Origin of the sequence: Pseudomonas sp. C 49-2 (genome assembly GCF_003970195.1) — a bacterium.
GTDB lineage: Bacteria > Pseudomonadota > Gammaproteobacteria > Pseudomonadales > Pseudomonadaceae > Aquipseudomonas > Aquipseudomonas canadensis.
In genome coordinates this window covers 469414-484890 of record NZ_RXYG01000002.1, presented here as the reverse complement: position 1 = coordinate 484890, position 15477 = coordinate 469414, and the positions used below count along the sequence as shown (strand labels likewise).

The window sequence follows — 15477 nt, the reverse complement described above, 5'->3', positions numbered from 1 at the left end:
CGATCGGACGTTGCCCTGCACGACGGCGCCGCATTATAACCAGCGTTCTGCCCTAGGGGGGGATTGCGCCAACGGTTGTACGGCGCGGGTTCGCTGGCAGTAGAGGAAAAATCTGCTAACAATGCACACGGTGCGTATAACGGCAGCTAGGCCATAATGCGCGCCGAGATAAGAGGAGCATCTAATGAGCAGCACTGCACAAACTGCTGAAGGCGAAAAAATTCTCATCGTTGATGACGATCCGGGGCTGAGTAGCCTGCTGGAGCGTTTTTTCAACTCCAAGGGCTACCGTGCCCGCGCGGTGCCGAACACCGAGCAGATGGACCGCCTGTTGGGGCGTGAGGTGTTCAACCTGGTCGTACTCGACCTGATGCTGCCCGGCGAAGACGGCCTGACCGCCTGCAAACGCCTGCGCGGCGCAAACAACCAGATTCCAATTATCATGCTCACCGCCAAGGGCGATGAGCTGAGCCGCATCAAGGGCCTTGAACTGGGCGCCGATGACTACCTGGCCAAGCCGTTCAACCCTGACGAACTGATGGCTCGGGTCAAAGCCGTACTACGTCGCCAGGCACCGCCGGTTCCAGGTGCCCCAGGTAGCGAAGACGAGAGTGTCACCTTTGGCGACTACGAACTGTCGCTGGCGACCCGTGAGCTCAAGCGTGGCGATGAAGTACACATGCTCACTACCGGTGAATTCGCCGTGCTCAAGGCTCTGGTGATGAACGCTCGCCAGCCGCTGACCCGCGACAAGCTGATGAACCTGGCCCGTGGCCGGGAATGGGATGCGCTGGAGCGCTCCATCGACGTGCAGATCTCCCGTCTGCGTCGGATGATCGAGCCGGACCCGTCCAAGCCGCGGTATATCCAGACGGTGTGGGGCGTGGGTTATGTGTTTGTGCCGGACGGCAATAAAACCAGTTGATCGGTGATTTGCAGGGGCGGGCATCCTGGCGTTTGACTCCATAAGAGTCGGCGGGGTGTCCGGCGTCTGCAATTCTGCGAGCGCCGCTCGTTTCTGCAAGGTATCTAGCAGTCTTCTATGAAAACCCCGCTGTGGTTCCCCCAAAGTTTCTTCTCCCGCACCCTTTGGCTGGTGCTGATCGTCGTTCTGTTTTCCAAGGCACTCACGCTGGTTTATCTGTTGATGAACGAGGACGTGCTGGTGGACCGGCAATACAGCCACGGTGTCGCCCTGACGCTGCGCGCCTATTGGGCGGCAGACCCAGAGAACCGCGAGAAGATCGCCAAGGCCGCGACCCTGGTGCGTGTCGCCGGCGCGGGAGTGCCGGAGGGCGAGCAGCATTGGCCCTACAGTGAGATCTACCAGCGCCAGATGCAGGCCGAACTCGGTGAAGACACTGAGGTGCGGCTGCGCATGCACGTGTCGCCTGCGTTGTGGGTGCGTGCGCCAAGCCTGGGCGAGGATTGGCTGAAAGTGCCGCTGTACCCGCATCCGCTGCGGGGGCAGAAGATCTGGAACGTGTTGGGCTGGTTCCTGGCGATCGGTTTGCTTTCAACGGCGTCGGCGTGGATTTTCGTGCGCCAGCTTAATCAGCCTCTAAAACGCCTTGTGTTTGCCGCCCGTCAATTGGGCCAGGGGCGCAGCGTTCGCCTGCCGGTCAGCGACACGCCCAGTGAGATGACCGAGGTGTACGGCGCGTTCAACCAGATGGCGGAGGACGTCGAACAGGCCGGCCGCGAGCGCGAGCTGATGCTGGCGGGGGTGTCCCACGACTTGCGTACCCCGTTGACGCGACTGCGTTTGTCGCTGGAGTTGATGGGCAACCATACCGACCTCACCGACGACATGGTCCGCGACATTGAGGACATGGACGCGATTCTCGACCAGTTCCTGGCGTTTATCCGCGATGGCCGCGATGAAGTGGTGGAAGAAGTCGACCTGACCGACCTGGTGCGAGAGGTGGTGGCGCCCTATAACCAGAACGGTGAACAGGTGCGCATGCGCCTGGAGCCGATCCAGCCGTTTGCGTTGCGTCGGGTATCGATGAAGCGCCTGTTGAACAACCTGATCGGCAACGCCCTGCACCACGCCGGTTCCGATGTGGAAGTGGCGGCGTATGTGTCTGGCGACAGCGCTGCGCCGTATGTGGTGCTGAGCGTGATGGACCGTGGCGCGGGCATCGACCCGGATGAGCTGGAAGGCATCTTCAACCCCTTTACCCGTGGCGACCGTGCCCGAGGTGGCAAGGGGACAGGCCTGGGGTTGGCGATTGTGCGGCGTATAGCCTCGATGCATGGGGGCAACGTTGAGCTACGCAACCGCGAAGAAGGTGGCCTGGAGGCGCGCGTGCGTTTGCCGCTTGGGCTGATGTTGCCCCGCGACGCGGTCTGACCTTGTGTAGGAGCCGGCAAGCCGGCTCCTTCAGGTATTACGGTGGTGTCAGCCCTTGCCCTTGGTCCTGGTCATATTCGGCCCACCATTCTTCTCCAGATGCTGAATGATGATCCCCGCCACGTCCTTGCCCGTGGTGGTTTCAATGCCTTCCAAGCCCGGTGACGAATTCACCTCCATCACCAGCGGCCCGTGATTGGAGCGCAGGATATCCACACCCGCCACACTCAACCCCATCACCTTGGCGGCCCGCAGTGCGGTCATGCGTTCTTCCGGTGTGATCTTGATCAGGCTGGCGCTGCCGCCACGGTGCAGGTTGGAGCGGAACTCCCCTGGCTTCGCCTGGCGCTTCATCGCTGCAATCACCTTGTCGCCCACCACGAAGCAGCGGATATCCGCGCCGCCGGCTTCCTTGATGTATTCCTGCACCATGATGTTCTGCTTGAGGCCCATGAACGCCTCGATCACGGATTCGGCCGCTGTCGCGGTTTCACACAGCACCACGCCGATACCTTGGGTGCCTTCCAGCACCTTGATCACCAGCGGTGCGCCGTTGACCATGTCGATCAGGTCGGGGATGTCGTCGGGAGAGTGGGCAAAGCCCGTCACTGGCAGGCCGATACCCCGGCGCGACAGCAACTGCAGCGAGCGCAACTTGTCCCGTGAACGGGCAATGGCGACCGACTCATTGAGGGGGAACACCCCCATCATTTCAAACTGGCGCAACACTGCGCAGCCATAGAACGTCACCGAAGCGCCGATGCGTGGGATCACCGCATCAAACCCCTCCAGCGGCTTGCCCCGGTAGTGGATCTGCGGCTTGTGGCTGGCAATGTTCATATAGGCCCGCAACGTGTCGATCACCACCATTTCGTGGCCACGTTCGGTGCCGGCCTCAACCAGGCGGCGGGTGGAATACAGACGCGGGTTTCGCGACAGCACAGCAATCTTCATGCAGCACCTGGGACAGAAAGAGTAGAGACCGGAAACACCGGCTTGTCTTGAACGTACTTGATGCCGGGGTTGACCACCAGTTGGCCGTCAATCAAGGCTTTGGAACCCAGCAACAGCCGGTAACGCATGGCTTTGCGGCAGGCCAGGGTGAACTCCACCCGCCATACCCGATCACCCAGCGCCAGGGTGGTGCTGATGACATAGCGCACCTGCGCATGCCCGTTGGAGCTCTTGATGGTTTTCATCGTCACCAGGGGCGCTTCGCAGCGGCGGTGACGCAGTTGCACAACGCTGCCCAGGTGCGCGGTAAAACGCACCCACTTCTCACCGTCGCGCTCAAACGGCTCGATATCGGTAGCGTGCAGGCTTGAGGTGCTGGCACCGGTGTCGATCTTTGCGCGCAGGCCTGCCACTCCCAAGTCGGGAAGTGCCACCCACTCACGCAGACCCACAACGGTCAAATGGTCAAATGTCTTCAATATGGGTAACCGATCAATTCGCCCAGGCCTGAGGGGAAACCTCGGCCAGGGCCTTGAATGCAGGCTTGGCGAACCAATAGCCCTGCATCAGAAAAATTCCGCAGTCGGACAGGAAGTCACGCTCGCCGGCACTTTCGATGCCTTCGGCGATGACAGTAACCCCCAACTGCTCACAGATTGTGACAATCCCCTGAACGATGACCTGACGAACACGATCCTGATCGACATCGCGAATCAGCGCCATGTCGAGTTTGATCAAGTCAGGTTGGAAATCGGCCAGCAGGTTCAGCCCCGAATAGCCCGCGCCGAAATCGTCGATGGCGGTCTTGAAGCCGAATTCGCGGTATTCACGCAGAATATTCGTCAAATGGCGATAGTTATCTACATGCTCGCTTTCGAGGGTCTCGAAAATCAGCTGGTTCAACGGAAAATTATGCGCGCGAGCCGCCTCCAGGGTGCTACGGATGCACAGTTCCGGACGGTACACGGCGTTGGGCATGAAGTTGATCGAAAGGTGGGTTTGCATGCCAAGGGCCGCTGCCCCGGCAATTGCCTGGGTTCGACAGCGTTGGTCGAAGCGGTAGCGGTTGCTTTCGTTGACCTGGTCGAGCACCGACAGAGCCCCTTCGCCGTGGGGGCCACGCACCAGGGCCTCGTGGGCAAAGATCGAATGATCCCGCAGGTCTACGATAGGCTGGTAAGCGAATGCAAAATCGAACCCGAGGGGCTCGCTTTGCTGGCAACCCACGCAGCGCTGGTTGGGCGAGGTGAGTGAAAGGGGGAATTCGGTCACAGCATATCCTCGCGAAAACAGGGTACTACCTGGCGTATCTTAGGTGAGCCTTGGGGTTTATGCGTCGAAGGGTTTCAACGGTAAAGTTGCGACATTTTTCAGAGCGAGGAATTCAAGTGGCTCAAAAGCAGGAAGAGGAAGAAAAGGTCCGTCTGGACAAGTGGCTATGGGCGGCGCGTTTCTATAAAACCCGTGCCCTGGCGAAGGCCGCTATCGAGAGCGGCAAGGTGCATCATCGTGGCGAGCGCTGCAAGCCGGGCAAGGAACCGCGTGTCGGCGACGAGTTCCAGATTCGTGTTGGATTTGATGAAAAGACGGTCGTGGTTCAGGCGCTTTCCATCGTGCGCCGTGGTGCGCCTGAAGCACAGGCGTTGTACACAGAGACCGAGGCCAGTATCGCCAAGCGCGAAAACGCGGCGGCCATGCGCAAGGCGGGCGCCACCGGTATGACCATCGATGGCAAGCCGAGCAAGAAACAGCGCCGCGATCTGTTCAAGTTTCGCGACAGCGGCAATGACGACTAGCCTGAGTCGAATGGGCCTTTATGGTGAGCGGGCTTGCCCCGCGCTGGAGTGCGCAGCGCTCCCGCTTTTTTGAGGCCGCTCCGCAGCCTAGCGCGAGCAAGCTCGCTCACCACAAATTATTGCGCAGTTCTAACGACGCTCATTCGCCCGACGATTGGTAGGCGTGCAGCCAGCCCGAACACCGGCGCCGTGAGCCGCAGCAACCCAGCCGACACCTTCGCTGCGAACGGCGTGTAATACCCCCACCCCAGCGCCAACAGCGCCAACAACACACCGCCGATGTAGTCGTCCTGCCCCCAATGCGCACCCGCAACCAGGCGCGGCATCATAAACAGCAGCGCCAGGCCCCAGATCACGAGCAACTGGCCGATGCGCTTGGCGAACACCGTCATGAACATCCCCCAGATCAACAGCACCGATGCGTGATCCCCTGGAAAACTCTGGCTCGAGCGATCCTTCAATTCCCAGGTCTTCTCCAGCCCCGGGAAGTAGTCGCTCATCTGGATCGCTCCGCTGATCACCATCGATGGGCTGCTGTGTTGCCAGCCCATGTGCGCCGCGAATTTGGAAAACAGCATGCGGATAAACAGCAACAGCAGCAGAATGCCGACAAAACCGAACAGTGCCTGGCGCACCTGCACGGCCTTGAACACCCAGTCGCCGCGAATCAACAGCGCCAGCAGGATGACCCCGACCACCGCATCGAACGGCCGCAGACTGGCTACCGCCCATACGTGCAGCCAGGTCGAGTTGCTGGCCAGCGGGTCATTGAGCAGATGAAACAGCCACTCGTCGAAAAGCACACACAGCATCTGGCCCGTGGGCCACAGCCAGAAACACAGCAGCCCGATAGCCAGTAGATTGCAGAAGGCCCATCGCCCGAGGTTCCACTTGGCTTGGAACAAACCCGGATTGTTCATAAACTGTCCCTCACGGCTCTAGAAGACCGCACCAAAACGGTGCTAAAGCGTTTAATTCTATAAACCTTGTAATCAATTTGTCATCAATTCAGATACCCAGACCTATGACTGATCTACCGGATACCGACTTCACCCAACGCTTCATCTTTGACGAGAGCGACGCCCGCGGCGAGCTGGTCTCGTTGGAGCGCAGCTATGCCGAAGTCCTTGCCAAGCACCCCTATCCGGAGCCGGTCGCGCAACTGCTCGGGGAGCTGATGGCGGCGGCGGCGCTCCTGGTGGGCACCATGAAATTCGACGGGTTGTTGATCCTGCAGGCACGCTCCGAAGGGCCGGTGCCGATGCTGATGATCGAATGCTCCAGCGAGCGCGAAATCCGTGGTTTGGCCCGTTATGAAGCCGACCAGATTGCCCCGGACGCCACGTTGTCCGACCTGATGGCCAACGGCGTGCTGGCGATCACCGTCGATCCGACTGAGGGCCAGCGCTACCAAGGTATCGTCGACCTGGACGGCGAAACCCTGTCGGACTGCTTCACCAACTATTTTGTGATGTCCCAGCAGGTCGGCACCAAGTTCTGGCTCAACGCCGACGGCAAACGCGCACGCGGGATGCTGTTGCAGCAATTGCCACCAGATCGCATCAAGGACGAAGACGAGCGCACCGACAGCTGGCGCAAGCTGACGGCGCTGGCCGGCACCCTCACCGCTGAAGAGCAACTGGGCCTGGACAACGAAACCATCCTGCATCGCCTGTACCACGAAGAAGCCGTGCGACTGTTTGACGCACAAGGCCTGCACTTCAATTGCAGCTGCTCGCGCGAGCGTTCGGCCAATGCCTTGGTCAGCCTCGGCCTGGAAGATGCGCAAAACCTGGTGGTGGAGCACGGCGGCCATATCGAGATCGACTGCCAGTTCTGCAACGAGCGCTACCTGTTCGACGCGGCTGATGTCGCCCAATTGTTCGCGGGCGCAGGCATCGACACCCCTTCCGACACCCGCCACTAAAACGTTTAAGCACAGGTAAATCACCTGACAAACGCCGGATTAGCGCAGTTCTGACGGGAGGGCCCTACTCTTTTTGGGCTTTTCTGGCATAATCCGGCCCACTTTTTTCGCGGTAGTAGTGCGCAACTTTCTACTACAAAACGTTTGGAGCACTCGGCCATAGGCCGACGGGGAACCTCATGACGCAAGCCAACAACGCCGTATACACCGATCTGAGTGTTGACGATCTGGTTAAAGAAGCCCTGCAGCGTGGTGAAGGCGTGCTCGCCGATACTGGCGCGCTGGTCGTCGAAACCGGTCACCGTACTGGCCGTTCGCCGGTCGACCGTTTCATCGTTGAAGAGCCTTCCACCCAGGCTTCCATCGCCTGGGGCCCGATCAACCGCAAGTTCCCTGCCGACAAGTTCGATGCCCTGTGGGCTCGCGTCGAGGCATTCAACAACGCGCAAGAGCATTTCGTTTCCCACGTTCACGTAGGGGCGGCTGAAGACCACTACCTGGCCGTGAAAATGACCACCCAGACTGCCTGGCAGAACCTGTTCGGTCGTTGCCTGTTCATCAATCCGGCCCAGTACAACCCGGCCGGTCGTGAAGAATGGCAAGTGCTCAACGTGGCCAACTTCGAGTGCGTGCCAGAACGTGATGGCACCAACTCCGACGGTTGCGTGATCCTCAACTTCGCCCAGAAGAAAGTGTTGATCGCCGGCATGCGTTACGCCGGTGAGATGAAGAAAGCCATGTTCTCGGTGCAGAACTTCCTGCTGCCGGCTTCCGACGTGCTGCCGATGCACTGCGCTGCCAACATCGGCGAAGCCGGCGACGTGACCCTGTTCTTCGGTCTGTCGGGCACCGGTAAAACCACCCTGTCCGCCGACGAAAGCCGTTACCTGATCGGTGACGACGAACACGGCTGGGGCGAAGGCGTGGTGTTCAACATCGAAGGCGGTTGCTATGCCAAGTGCATCGACCTGTCCGAGAAGAACGAGCCGGTCATCTGGAAAGCCATCAAGCACGGCGCCGTGCTGGAAAACGTGGTGATCGACGAGGCCAAGCACGCCGACTACACCAACGTCAGCCTGACCCAGAACAGCCGCGCCGCCTACCCGCTGGAGCACGTTGCCAAGCGTTCCGAGAAGAACCTGGGCGGCGAGCCAAACGCGGTGATCTTCCTGACCTGCGACCTGACCGGCGTACTGCCGCCTGTGTCGATCCTCAGCGAAGAACAAGCGGCCTACCACTTCCTGTCCGGTTACACCGCACTGGTGGGCTCGACCGAAATGGGTTCCGGCGGCGGCATCAAGTCGACCTTCTCCACCTGCTTCGGCGCACCGTTCTTCCCGCGCCCGGCTGGCGAATACGCTGAGCTGCTGATCAAGCGCATCCGCGGCTTCGGCTCCAAGGTCTACCTGGTCAACACCGGCTGGACCGGCGGCGGCTACGGCGTCGGCAACCGCTTCAACATCCCGACCACTCGCGGCGTGATCGCAGCGATCCAGAGCGGCGCGTTGATCGGTGCAGAAACCGAACACCTCGACACGATCAACCTCGACGTGCCACTGGCCGTACCGGGCGTTGAAACCGGCCTGTTGAACCCACGTAACACCTGGGCTGACAAGGCTGCCTACGACGAAGCGGCGAAGGCACTGGCGGGTCTGTTCATCGAGAACTTCAAGAAGTTTGAAGTGAGCGATGCGATCAAGGCTGCGGGTCCTAAGTTGTAAGATTCGAGCGTTGTGAAAAAGCCGCCTCTTGCAGGCGGCTTTTTTGTGCGCGAACGCTTAGTCGGCGATGTGCAGAACCACTGCGCCGACCAGTACCAGCACGACGCCCAATACCTGCACCACCGACAACCGCTCCTTGAAAAACACAAACCCCAAAATCGCCGCAATACCACCTGACAACGTACTGATCACCGTCACCACCGACACCGACCCCGCCATCGCCCCCCAGGAAAACGCCGAGAACCCACCCAGGTTCATCAAGCTCGCACCGGTCAGCGTCGCGCAGTTTTTCAGCGGTGGGATTTTCAGGCCGTCCTTGACCTTCAGCACCATCACCACCAATACGCATAGCCCCACCAGGTAACCGAGCCAGAGCATGGTGATCGGTCCCAGCGCCGGCAGTGTGTAGCGGCCTTGCAGCCAGAAACTGATGCCATACAGCAAGGCGGCGAGCATGGCGTAGGCGATGGACAGGCGTGGATTGTTGTGGGGGGCGCCGTTGTCCTTATGAATGCTGGAGAGGATCACGCCGATCACGCACACGGCGATGCAGCCCAGTTGCGTCAGGCTAATGTGCTCGCCGCTGGCCCAGGACAGCAGTGTGGTCACCACGCCGTAGGACGTCACCAGCGGCGCGACGATGGCGGCTTTGCCAAGGGCGAAGGCCTTGGACAGCGCAAGGGCGCCGGAGACGGTGAGCAGGGCGGCGGCGACGCCCAGGAGCCAGACGCTCAGCGGGGCGTCGAGGGATTTGAACAGCAAGCTTGGGAGAATGACCAACAGCAGGGTCATGATCAGAAAGCCCAAGGCCTGACCGAAATACACCGCGCGTTTAACGCCCACGGCTCGGGCGTTGAGGCCCACGAGAAAATCCGTACCACCCCAGAGCAGGGCGGCCAGCAGGCCCATCATTACGTCCATGTAAGGTCCTTTTCGAAGGCTCAATTTCCAGTAGGAGCCCGGCTTGCCGGCGAGGAGGCCCTCAGGACCGCCATCGCCGGCAAGCCGGCTCCTACAGTTAGCTCAGGTTTTCCAGCGTCTGCGTGTCCCAGCTGTGGGTCTTGATGGCCAGGTAGAGCATGCCCAGCGTCAGCGGCACTTTTTCGCCGCGGCCCTTGGCGCGGCGTTTGAGAAACACATCGAACGTCGGCGGATTGAAGTAACGATAAGTGTCGAAGTCGCCCAGGTCGAGCGCAAATTCCTGCTCCAGTGCTTCCATCAGTTGCTTGGCCTCACTGCCGTCGCAGCCGAGGTCGAAGTTGATTGAGGTTTGCAAGCGGATCGTCTTGTGTCTTGGCAGGCCGACTTCCTCGTGCAGCAGTTGCAGGAGTTGCTGCATGACGGGGTCTTCGGGCAAGTTGGGGGCGAGGTTCATGGTGGGGGCACGCAGGAGTGGGTGAGGGGAACGGTTGCGGCGAAGCGGGTATTTGTTTCGAGTGATGAAGAGTGCCAAGCCTATCAAGAATATGAAGACAGGGAGGAAGGGCATTCTGAGGGTGCGGTCGGTAATCTGATAATGAAGCAACAGGTAGAACCCGAGAAAACACACTAATTGCAGGCAGAAATTCATGGTTTCTGGTACGCCTTAGCTTCGAGTGTCCGGGTGTCCCAGTACTTGGCTTTGACGGCTTTGTAGAGCATGTCGATGGTTAGAGGGCGCTTTCCCGTGCTGCCTTTTTCCACATATCGCAAATAGGCATCAAAGCCGCGACGCTTGAAGTAGCGGTTGCTGTTGTAGTCACCTGGTCTTAAACCGAAATCCAGCTTCAGGAGGGCCATCAATTGCTTGGCTTCGGCACGATTACACCCGAGATCGTGGTTGACTGACGTCTCGAGGGAGATGGTTTTGTGTTTGGGCAGACCGATGCCCTCATGCAAAATTTGCAAGAGGTGGAGCATGAGCGGGTCATCAGGAAAGTCCGGCGCAAGGTTCAAGGTCGGGGCGATGAGTAAAGGGTGCGTGGTTTTAGCCCTGCGATAGATATTTTGGGTGCTCAATAACCCGATGCCTGTCACGAAGGCGACTATCGGCAGGCTTTCAAGCCGTGCCTCTCTGATCCAAGAGGTGGCATATACCAGGAGTGTTGGGCCAGCTGCCAATAGGCAGAGTCCAAGCCATCTTCTGAGTAAAGGCAGCTTTATTATTCTGTCGACTATGATGGCCAGTGCGAGAAGAGGCAGTAAGTTGATCCACTGAAGGTATTCATTCATTGCATTAGCCACCCTGGAACTGCCGGACCATAGCCGACAGTGATCGCTGGGGGCCAATTCCGCCGTTGACCTGGGCGTCGAGGCCAACTACCACATCACCTGCGTGATAGCTGCGAATGGTCCCTTTAATAATCAGGCCAGCAGCTGCGCCAGCGGCGAACCCAACGGCAGGCGATGCCAGGCTCATGGGGGCTGACACGGCGCTGCTGATTAATCCTGCAACGATCTCCCCACGAGTGTTGAGTAAGTCAGCTTGTTGCCGGGTAAGCGGTTTGGAGATCGCAACCGTCATTTTGCAAGGCAGATCGCGAGCAAGCATTTTTCTGTAGAGATCTAGGAGTTCTTGGCGCACTTCGTTTGCAGACGTACCTGCTTCCAGCAGGCAGAGGTTTACCAGTGCAGAGTGATTGGCAGGCAGGACGACAAAACGCAGCACCGTGAAGGTAACCCCGTAGTGGCTGATATGTTGAGTCCTTTCGATGTTCACGGGTATTTGCCGGGGGCTGTTGAAAGGGCGCTAGTTTCAGTCAGAGAAAGGTGAGTTTTGTAGAGGGGCGGGCAGGAATTTTAAGCAGTTTCGGAAGGGGATGTCGTGGTGTTTGGAGGTTTCTTACAGGGCTTTCTTGGATTTTTGGGTCGGCAGTGATTTTCGGTTGTTAAAGCGTTCAGTTGTAGGAGCGAGCTTGCTCGCGAAGAACTCAATTACGCTACGGTTATACAGAGTTACCGTGTCATCGTTGACGATCTTCGCGAACAAGCTCGCTCCTACGAAAGGTTACAGCTTAGGTGTACGGCTGTTGAGGTTGCAGCTGCACGTGCTGCGCTGCTTCCAGCAGATCACAGCCGTCCTGAACCAGAAGGTACAAGGCGTTGGTTATGTGGGAAATATCTTTGAGGTCGGCGTGTTCGAAGGTCAGGCCGGAAAAGGTTTCAAGCAGGTCCGTAGCGGCGCGGATGCGTTGATGGGCGGCGGACTGGATGTCTTCGGCTTTGGCTTGAGTGTCGATGATAAGCGGATGGGTATCGGTGAAGTTGGTGCGAAGAACGCGATAGCGATTGGTTGAAACGTTAGGCTTTGTCATTGCAGTGTTCCAATACAGATTCAAAGAAATACGCCAAATGAGTTGGCATGTTTTGTCTCTGCTGTTTTTCGGGTGACCAAGCCCGGTCGCTGATTTGGCAGCGACGAAGCGAACCCTAGAAGTGAGTCAGTTTCCGGGCAATAAACAGATGGTTTAACTGGCAGGGTTCGATCAGTTGCCGACAGGCCGAGTCACACACCGCTCAAAAATCGCCTCCAACCCCCGGTAATCACACGCCACCGCATCAATATTCGCCGGTATCCACGCCGCGTGTTTCACCAGCCACCAATTCACCGAAAACCCCGCGTTGACGATGATCTGCTCGAACAAGATCCGTTGCGCCCGGCCGTTGCCTTCGCGGAAGGGGTGGATGACGTTGAGGTCGCCGTAGGCCTCGGCAATCTGCGTGATCAGCTCAGCCTGACTCACACCGACATACCAGTTGGACGCTTGCATACGCCGGATGATCTTTGCCGCTTCCGGTGGGATGCGTTCCGGGGTGCAGAACAGGGTATCGCCTTTCTGGATATTGACGCTGCGCAATTCGCCGGCCCAGTCGTAGAGGTCGCCGAACAGGGTGCGGTGGATATGTTGCAGGCGGTCGAGGTCGTAGGGCGGTGGGAAGAGGGGAAGGTTGCCTACGGCGATTTCGGATAACTCCCGCTCGGCCTGGTGCAAGCGGGTCTCGTCGTGCAAATCGAGGCGGTTGCGCAGGACGCTGCTACCGGGATAGCAGTACGGATCCTGGCCCACCCGGTATTTGTCGAGCATCAGCGTGGGGTGTTGCGGTACTTGGCGAGGACGGCTTCGCGGGTCGGCAGGGGTTTGTCGACGTCGGCGGGCTGGGTGTCGAACCCTTCGAGGCGCAGGCTGGCCAGGTAATTGGAACGGCGGATCTTGTGGTAGTGATCCTGTTTTTGCTCAAACGTCGGTTCGCTCATGGCAGCGTACTCCTGGGTAGCAAGGCTTGATTGTAGCGCAATGCTTCAGTAGGTAGGCGTGATAAAAACCACGTCACATTCTGTACAAAAATTCCGCCAGCGGCCGGATTTCAGCGTATGTTTCACCGCAAAATCTTGTAGGGCGATTCCGTCCACTACTTAAAGGGAGTTAAGCATGGGTTTGCTGCGTGTCGCCTCGGCGATGTCTTTGTGTGCGGTGGCGTTTTCGGTCCAGGCCGAGCAATTGCCGATTGAAGTGCTCAGTGCGGTGGTCAAGGACCAGAAAATCGCCGACGCCGAAGTGCTGCTGCAGCGCAACGGCGCGCAAAACGTGGTGGGCCGCACCAACGCCCAGGGCCAGGTCACGCTGACCAGCGAAGCTGCTGACGACGCCACCAGCCTGCTGATCATCAAGAAACCCGGCTACTCCAACCTGGTGGTGAAGTGCCCGTGCAAAGGCATGACCTACGCCATCAGCCCGGTCATGGAAAACCTCGACGGGCTGCGCGTGGTACTGACCTGGGGCAAAACCCCGGAAGACCTCGACTCCCACATGATCTTCCCCGGCAACAATATCTACTTCGAGAACAAGACCGGCACCGACGCCGAACTGGATGTGGACGACGTCGACAGTTACGGCCCGGAAACCATCACTCTGCAGAAAAAGCACTACGGCGAAAGCTACGTGTATGCCGTGCATGACTTCACCAACGGCGGCAATCCAAGCTCGCGCCAACTGTCCAACAGCGAAGCCAAGGTGTTTGTGTACATGGGCCAATCCCTGGTACGCACCTACTACGTGCCGAAAAACCGCAGCGGTAACCTGTGGACCGTGTTCCGCATGACTGGCAGCGGCGACTTCCAGGACATCAACACCTTCAGCGGCGTGACCGTGAATGCCGCGAATGTGCTGAACGAAGTCAAACCGCTGCTGGATGACAGCGTGGCCCTGACCGCTGTTGCGGTCAGCTCTTCCGCACAAACCGATGCGAAACGTCTGAACGTCCAAGGTGAAGCGGCCTACCAGGCGGGTAACCTCGACCAGGCCATCGACCTGTTCCGTCAGGCGATCGAGTTGGACAATGGTTTCGGCAAGGCCTACGGCAACCTGGGCTTGGCGTATCAGAAGGCTGGCAACACGGCCGAGTCGATCTGGGCCAATCGCAAGGCCATCGCCCTGGCAACCGGTGCGAATGCTGCGACGGTGCGTGCTGGCGCCTATTACAACATTGCGCGGATCTATGAAGCGGCGGGGCAGTTTGCCGATGCGTTGCGTCACTACCAGTTGGCCAAGGAGCAAAAGGCCAACCCGGTGTACGACACGGCGATTGAGCGGGTGCAGAACCGCTGATCGATAGCCAACACGTTTACCGACAACGCGCCCCAGTGGCGCGTTGTTTGTTTGGGGGGATAGCTACAGTCGCGAGGCTGCGTCGAGGTCCATCAATCCCCGTCCATAGGCTTCGCTGTTGGCATAGATTCCGGTTCGATTCGCCGTACTGAGCAGGCGCTCACGCACTTGTTGCGGTGTCATTTCGGGAAAGCGACTCTGCAATGCCGCCAAGGCGCCACTGACCAACGCAGCGGCCGGCGATGTGCCGGCGGTGGGTCCGTAGCTGCCATCCTTGTTGGTGGTCAACAACCCAGCACCACCATCGCCTCCTGGCACCGCGATGCACCAGCGTGCCGCGAGGCCGCAATAATTGGATTTGAGATTGATGGCCGTGCCGTCGTTCTTGAGGGCCATGACGGCTATCCAGCCTTTCTCCAGTTCCGGCACCAGCGCGGGCAGGCCGGGTTCTGCGAGCGGCTCACGCTTGACCTCGTTACCTGTTGAGAAAACGAATACGGCCCCTTCCGCCACCCGTTTTTTTGCCACGCCCAACGAGTCACCCATCAGGCGCTCGTAGATGGGAACCTCGTTGGTGTTGGCTTCAATGGGGTTCGCCCATGAGTTACTGAAAATGCGTGCCCCTTTGGTATAGGCGAGCTCCCAGGCCTGGGCGATTTCACTGTCGAAGTAGAACGGCTCCTTGTCATCACCAAAGCGCATGGGGATCAACTGGGCGTTGAAGGCGATGCCGTGGATGCCCTGGTCATTCTTGTTGGCGGCGAGAATACCGGCCATCTGGGTGCCGTGGCCCTTTATGTCGAGGGTGCCTGGCTGTTGTGTCACAAAGTCATAGCCCGGATCGGCCACGCGCCCATGAAACTCAGGTAGTGCCTGGTTGAGCCCTGAGTCGATCAGCGCGACTTTAACGCCCTGGCCGGTGCCGCCCCGCGCGTATAGGGAGGACGCTTTCACAATGGGCAGGGCTTTTTGCTCGAAGTATTCGGGCGTTTCAAAATGCTGTGTGTCCAGTTCGGTAGGCATTGGGGCGGGGGCGGCGACACAGCCAAGCAGCAACAGCGGCAGCGTGAACATGGCGAGGTGTTGCGGTGAAAACAGTGCGCTTCGAGACATCCACGACTCCTTGTCGGGGGTAGGT

Annotated in this window: 18 protein-coding genes; 6 read left to right on the top strand and 12 right to left on the bottom strand. The window is 59.1% G+C overall.

Annotation, left to right across the window (positions count from 1 at the left end; all coding sequences use genetic code 11):
* The first annotated feature begins 184 nt into the window (after positions 1-184).
* Together ompR and EJ576_RS05720 are read left to right on the top strand one after the other, a co-directional pair.
* Positions 185-925, top strand: coding sequence for a two-component system response regulator OmpR (ompR, locus tag EJ576_RS05725; RefSeq protein WP_016979041.1), 741 nt, complete (start codon positions 185-187; stop codon positions 923-925).
* Between the two features lie 117 nt (positions 926-1042).
* Positions 1043-2356 carry an ATP-binding protein gene (locus EJ576_RS05720; protein ID WP_021491614.1) on the top strand — a complete coding sequence of 438 codons (1314 nt, stop codon included), beginning with the start codon at positions 1043-1045 and terminating at the stop codon, positions 2354-2356.
* A gap of 48 nt (positions 2357-2404) precedes the next feature.
* Here EJ576_RS05720 and rimK read toward each other — a convergent pair whose 3' ends face one another.
* From rimK to EJ576_RS05705, 3 genes are read right to left on the bottom strand one after another with little or no spacing between them, the layout of a single operon-like run.
* Positions 2405-3310 carry a 30S ribosomal protein S6--L-glutamate ligase gene (gene rimK / locus EJ576_RS05715; RefSeq protein ID WP_010214091.1) on the bottom strand — a complete coding sequence of 302 codons (906 nt, stop codon included), beginning with the start codon at positions 3308-3310 and terminating at the stop codon, positions 2405-2407.
* The gene (locus tag EJ576_RS05710) at positions 3307-3756 is read right to left on the bottom strand and encodes an ATP-dependent zinc protease (RefSeq protein WP_170949822.1); all 450 of its coding nucleotides are present in this window, start codon (positions 3754-3756) and stop codon (positions 3307-3309) included. Before EJ576_RS05710 ends, rimK begins: the two co-directional genes overlap by 4 nt.
* A gap of 46 nt (positions 3757-3802) precedes the next feature.
* Positions 3803-4582 (bottom strand): EAL domain-containing protein, encoded by a 780-nt coding sequence (locus EJ576_RS05705; RefSeq protein ID WP_028615304.1) that lies wholly within the window; start codon positions 4580-4582, stop codon positions 3803-3805.
* 116 nt (positions 4583-4698) lie between these two features.
* Between EJ576_RS05705 and EJ576_RS05700 the strand changes: the two genes are divergently transcribed.
* On the top strand, positions 4699-5106 hold the full coding sequence (locus tag EJ576_RS05700) for an RNA-binding S4 domain-containing protein (RefSeq protein ID WP_126569747.1): 408 nt from the start codon (positions 4699-4701) through the stop codon (positions 5104-5106).
* 116 nt (positions 5107-5222) lie between these two features.
* Here EJ576_RS05700 and EJ576_RS05695 read toward each other — a convergent pair whose 3' ends face one another.
* A complete protein-coding gene (locus tag EJ576_RS05695) occupies positions 5223-6026 on the bottom strand; it encodes a phosphatase PAP2 family protein (RefSeq protein WP_122730324.1) in 804 nt (267 codons plus the stop codon).
* 104 nt (positions 6027-6130) lie between these two features.
* Here EJ576_RS05695 and hslO point away from each other — a divergent pair, with 104 nt between their 5' ends.
* Both hslO and EJ576_RS05685 read left to right on the top strand, forming a co-directional pair.
* The gene (hslO, locus tag EJ576_RS05690; protein ID WP_016979046.1) at positions 6131-7033 is read left to right on the top strand and encodes an Hsp33 family molecular chaperone HslO; all 903 of its coding nucleotides are present in this window, start codon (positions 6131-6133) and stop codon (positions 7031-7033) included.
* Positions 7034-7212: 179 nt separating this feature from the next.
* A complete protein-coding gene (locus EJ576_RS05685; RefSeq protein WP_016979047.1) occupies positions 7213-8754 on the top strand; it encodes a phosphoenolpyruvate carboxykinase in 1542 nt (513 codons plus the stop codon).
* A 57-nt stretch (positions 8755-8811) separates the two neighbouring features.
* On the opposite strand, the gene EJ576_RS05680 is transcribed toward EJ576_RS05685, so the two are convergent.
* The 7 genes from EJ576_RS05680 to EJ576_RS05650 all read right to left on the bottom strand — a co-directional run bounded on the left by EJ576_RS05680 (position 8812) and on the right by EJ576_RS05650 (position 12988).
* Positions 8812-9675, bottom strand: coding sequence for an EamA family transporter (locus EJ576_RS05680; protein WP_236317622.1), 864 nt, complete (start codon positions 9673-9675; stop codon positions 8812-8814).
* A gap of 97 nt (positions 9676-9772) precedes the next feature.
* A complete protein-coding gene (locus tag EJ576_RS05675; protein WP_126569745.1) occupies positions 9773-10129 on the bottom strand; it encodes a DUF1493 family protein in 357 nt (118 codons plus the stop codon).
* 191 nt (positions 10130-10320) lie between these two features.
* Complete coding sequence (locus tag EJ576_RS05670) at positions 10321-10965, bottom strand: DUF1493 family protein (protein ID WP_122685684.1); 645 nt, start codon at positions 10963-10965, stop codon at positions 10321-10323.
* Between the two features lie 4 nt (positions 10966-10969).
* Positions 10970-11452: a hypothetical protein gene (locus EJ576_RS05665; RefSeq protein WP_122685686.1), complete on the bottom strand. Its 483-nt coding sequence runs from the start codon at positions 11450-11452 to the stop codon at positions 10970-10972.
* Positions 11453-11747: 295 nt separating this feature from the next.
* Positions 11748-12047: a hypothetical protein gene (locus tag EJ576_RS05660; RefSeq protein WP_126569744.1), complete on the bottom strand. Its 300-nt coding sequence runs from the start codon at positions 12045-12047 to the stop codon at positions 11748-11750.
* Between the two features lie 171 nt (positions 12048-12218).
* Positions 12219-12818 (bottom strand): putative adenosine monophosphate-protein transferase Fic, encoded by a 600-nt coding sequence (locus EJ576_RS05655; RefSeq protein WP_126569743.1) that lies wholly within the window; start codon positions 12816-12818, stop codon positions 12219-12221.
* The gene (locus EJ576_RS05650; RefSeq protein WP_016979054.1) at positions 12818-12988 is read right to left on the bottom strand and encodes a YhfG family protein; all 171 of its coding nucleotides are present in this window, start codon (positions 12986-12988) and stop codon (positions 12818-12820) included. Before EJ576_RS05650 ends, EJ576_RS05655 begins: the two co-directional genes overlap by 1 nt.
* A 175-nt stretch (positions 12989-13163) precedes the next feature.
* Between EJ576_RS05650 and EJ576_RS05645 the strand changes: the two genes are divergently transcribed.
* A complete protein-coding gene (locus tag EJ576_RS05645; protein WP_122685692.1) occupies positions 13164-14339 on the top strand; it encodes a tetratricopeptide repeat protein in 1176 nt (391 codons plus the stop codon).
* 63 nt (positions 14340-14402) lie between these two features.
* Here the strand turns inward: EJ576_RS05645 and EJ576_RS05640 are convergent, their stop codons facing one another.
* On the bottom strand, positions 14403-15413 hold the full coding sequence (locus EJ576_RS05640; RefSeq protein ID WP_371923930.1) for a S8 family peptidase: 1011 nt from the start codon (positions 15411-15413) through the stop codon (positions 14403-14405).
* Positions 15414-15477: the final 64 nt, after the last annotated feature.